The 3,836-nt window shown below is 67.6% G+C and carries 3 protein-coding genes and 2 pseudogenes; 4 read left to right on the top strand and 1 reads right to left on the bottom strand.

Translation table 11 applies throughout. The features are described 5' to 3' along the window. Positions 1 to 61 precede the first annotated feature (61 nt). Positions 62 to 1,522, top strand: coding sequence for a GH1 family beta-glucosidase (locus O3Q52_RS50240; RefSeq protein ID WP_269655108.1), 1,461 nt, complete (start codon positions 62 to 64; stop codon positions 1,520 to 1,522). Positions 1,523 to 1,851: 329 nt separating this feature from the next. Then, positions 1,852 to 2,622, top strand: coding sequence for a sulfite exporter TauE/SafE family protein (locus O3Q52_RS50235; RefSeq protein ID WP_269655107.1), 771 nt, complete (start codon positions 1,852 to 1,854; stop codon positions 2,620 to 2,622). A gap of 93 nt (positions 2,623 to 2,715) precedes the next feature. Here O3Q52_RS50235 and tnpA read toward each other — a convergent pair whose 3' ends face one another. Then, positions 2,716 to 3,147: an IS200/IS605 family transposase gene (tnpA, locus tag O3Q52_RS50230; protein ID WP_269655106.1), complete on the bottom strand. Its 432-nt coding sequence runs from the start codon at positions 3,145 to 3,147 to the stop codon at positions 2,716 to 2,718. A gap of 91 nt (positions 3,148 to 3,238) precedes the next feature. On the opposite strand from tnpA, the pseudogene O3Q52_RS50225 reads away from it, so the two are divergent. After that, positions 3,239 to 3,442, top strand: a pseudogene (locus O3Q52_RS50225) (RNA-guided endonuclease TnpB family protein); the annotation flags it as partial. Between the two features lie 50 nt (positions 3,443 to 3,492). Next, positions 3,493 to 3,836: pseudogene (locus tag O3Q52_RS50220) on the top strand (transposase); the annotation flags it as partial.

Here is a 3,836-nt window from a genome sequence, read left to right as displayed (position 1 = left end):
CTCCGGTACCCGCCACCCCGCTCCGCCCCTCCCACCCCGAAGTACCTCTGGAAGGACTCACGTGACCACCGTTACCCGACGTGTCGCGCCCGCCCCGGGAACCACCAACTCCATCCGATTCCCTCAGGGATTCACCTGGGGCACGGCGACCGCCGCGTACCAGATCGAGGGTGCCGCCTCTATCGACGGACGCACCCCTTCCATCTGGGACACCTACTCGCACACGCCAGGCAGGGTGCGCAACGGCGACACCGGTGACGTGGCCACCGACCACTACCACCGCTGGCGCGAGGACGTCGCGATCATGGCCGACCTCGGCGTGAGCGCCTACCGGTTCTCCCTGTCATGGCCGCGGGTGCAGCCGACCGGCCGCGGCCCGGCCGTACAGAAAGGCCTCGACTTCTACCGAGCGCTGACCGATGCCCTGCTGGAGAAGGGCATCGAACCGGTCGTCACGCTCTACCACTGGGACCTGCCGCAGGAACTGGAGGACGCGGGCGGCTGGCCGGAGCGCGTCACGACCGACCGGTTCGCCGACTACGCGACCCTGGCGGCCCGTGCACTGGGGGACCGGGTGAAGACCTGGACCACCCTCAACGAGCCCTGGTGCAGTGCCTTCCTCGGATACGGCTCCGGTGTCCATGCTCCCGGGCGCACCGACCCGGTCGCGGCCCTGCGCGCGGCGCACCATCTCAACCTCGCGCACGGCAAGGCCGTTCAGGCACTGCGTGCCGAACTGCCCTCCCGCGCGCGGACGTCCATCACGCTCAACATCCACCACGTCCGAGCGCTGACCGAGACCGCCGAGGACCTGGAGGCGGTCCGCCGGATCGACGCGCTGGCCAACCGTGTCTTCACCGGCCCTCTGCTGGAGGGCGCGTACCCGCAGGATCTCCTCCAGGACACGGCCGGCCTGACCGACTGGTCCTTCGTGCAGGACGGCGACCTCGCCGCGATCCACCAGCCGCTGGACTTCCTGGGCGTCAACTACTACACGCCCACCCTCGTCTCGGCCGCCACCGACGAGGCGAGCCACGGCTCCGACGGTCACGGAGCGAGCGAACACAGCCCCTGGCCGGGCGCGGACCGGGTTGCCTTCCACCGCCCCGAGGGCAGCACCACCGCGATGGGCTGGGCGGTCGACCCCAGCGGTCTGTACGACCTGCTGATGCGGCTCAAGGCAGAGTTCCCCGCGACGCCTTTGATGATCACCGAGAACGGGGCCGCGTTCGACGACTACGTCAACCCGGAGGGCGAGGTGAGCGACCCTGAACGCATCGCCTACCTGCACGGCCACCTGTCGGCCGTGCAGCGGGCGATCGTGGCCGGCGTAGACGTACGGGGCTACTTCCTGTGGTCCTTGCTGGACAACTTCGAATGGGGGTACGGCTACAGCAAGCGCTTCGGTGCCGTCTACGTCGACTACCCGACCGGTAAGCGCATCCCCAAGGCCAGCGCACGGTGGTACGCCGACGTGGCCCGCACTGGCGCGTTGCCGGATCGGGACGGTGAGAATCGGTGAGCTCGCGTGTGACGTCGAAGCACAGCCGGGGACCGGCCGATCACGGTCCAACGGTGTTGCAGGTCGGTTCCTCCGTCCTTCTCCTTGTGGGTCCATCGCGTGACGTGTCGGGGGTCTTCGTCTGACAACACCGGGCGGACGCTCATGGAGCATCCGCCCGGTGTCATAGGCGGGTTCTCAGGTCCCTGGGTTGAAGACAGCGAAGGCTGAGCCTGCCATCGATCCTTGATCACCCAGGTCGGGAGCGCACCAGCGAAGCGAGAAGCGGGCGATCTACGCTGTCGCGGGAGGCCGATACAGGCCAGGCTCAGGCAACGCGGGGGAATCGGGTGGAGTGGGAGCTGGGAGCGGCCGGCCTTGCAGTCGGGATGCTGATAGCCGTGGTGACCGCGCCGGTCGGAGTGTCCGGGGCCGTGTTCCTGCTCCCCGTGCAGCTCAGCGTCTTCGCCGTGCCCAACCCGGCCGTCACGCCCACGAACCTGCTCTACAACGTGGTCGCAGGGCCTGGTGCCCTGCTGCGTTACCGACGCGACGGCACCCTGAAGGGCCCGCTCGTGCGCCGTATGGTGCTGGGCACCCTGCCCGGTGTGATCCTCGGAGCGGTCATCCGCGTGTTCGCCCTTCCGGGCCCGAACGTCTTCCGGCTTCTGGTTGCCGCTCTGATGCTGCCGCTCGGTACGTGGCTCATCACCCGAACCCTCCGCCCTTCACTCCCGGAGACACGAGGCCCGGAGCCTGCGCCCCGGACGATCACCGGCCTGGCGCTCGCCGTCGGGGTCGTGGGCGGCATCTACGGCATCGGCGGCGGCTCGATCCTCGGCCCCATCCTCGTCGGCCGAGGTGTTCCCGTTTCCAAGGTCGCCCCCGCCGCGCTCGCCTCCACCTTCGCCACTTCCCTGGTCGGCGCCTCCACATACGCCCTGCTGTCCCTGGTCCACAGCGGCAGCATCGCCCCCGACTGGTTCCTCGGCCTGGCCTGCGGACTGGGCGGTCTCATCGGCGGTTACCTCGGAGCACGCCTCCAGCCACGCATGCCCGAGACGTTCCTCCGCCTGCTACTCGGCACCCTGGCCGCCGCACTCGGCACCCTCTACCTTTGATCTTGGCGAGTGCTCGGCCGTTTTCGGCGGGGGTGGAGGCCATTTCAGGGCTGCTCTGACCCGCGTTGTGCGCACGGGTCCGCAGTGTTGTCCTCAGCCGGTGGGGCGTTGCTGGTTCTCGATGTACTGCTTGACGACGGTCAGCGGTGCCCCGCCGCAGGACCCGGCGAAGTAGGAGCCGGACCAGAAGTGTCCGCCCCACAGGTAGCGGCGGACATGGGCGTCGTATTCCTGGCGCAGGCGTCGGGAGGAGACGCCCTTGAGGCTGTTGACCAGCTTGGAGAGCTGGACCTTGGGTGGGTAGTGGACGAGGAGGTGGACGTGGTCCTGTTCGCCGTTGAAGTGCTTCAACTCGGCCTCGAAGTCCTGGCAGACCTCGCGCATGACCTCCTCCGTGCGGGTCAGCATGGCGTCGGTGAACGCTTTCCGCCGGTACTTCGTGACAAAAACCAAGTGGACATGGAGGTTGTGGACGACGTGGCGACCCGTGCGTACGTCGGGGTTTGGATTCCAGCGTGGTGACATAAACCAATACTGTAGAGTGTCGTCCATGAGTGATCATGGCGTGGAGACACGGCACTTCGGGCACCGCGCCCGGCTCGCATTGCCCCCTGCCATGGCGCTCAAGGCTGACGACCAGGCGCACGCGGCCCGCACGATGTGGAACTGCCTGCACGCGTGGTGGCAGATGATGCCGAAGGAGAAGCGGACGCTCGGACACGCGGACGCCGCGATCCGCCAGGACATCGATTTCCTCGCGGTCCTTCCCGCTCAGGCCGCGCAAGCGGTGCTGAAAACGTATTTCCAGGCGTGGAAGAACTGAACCGCCCCGGCTCGAATAGAGACTCGATTTCATGAAAGGATCGAGTCATGGCACGACCTTCCCGTTACCCGCTTGAGCTCCGCCGCCGTGCGGTGCGCATGGTCGCTGAGGTGCGCGACGATCACCCGAACGAGACGGCCGCTCTGCAGACGGTGGCCGACAAGCTCGGCATCGGCTCCCGCGAGACGCTGCGGAACTGGGTGAAGCAGCACGAGATCGACGCGGGGACTCGTCCAGGGACGACGACGGAGGAGTCCGCCCAGCTCAAGGCGTTGAAGAAGGAGAACGCCGAACTGAAGCGGGCGAATGAGATTCTGAAGGCCGCGGCGAGTTTCTTCGCGGCCGAGCTCGACCGGCCACACACACGCTCGTAGCGTTCATCGACGAGCAC

Source organism: Streptomyces sp. ActVer (genome assembly GCF_027270795.1).
Lineage (GTDB): Bacteria > Actinomycetota > Actinomycetes > Streptomycetales > Streptomycetaceae > Streptomyces > Streptomyces umbrinus_A.
Note: the sequence above shows the minus strand (reverse complement) of the source record. Positions and strands in the feature narration are given on the sequence as shown.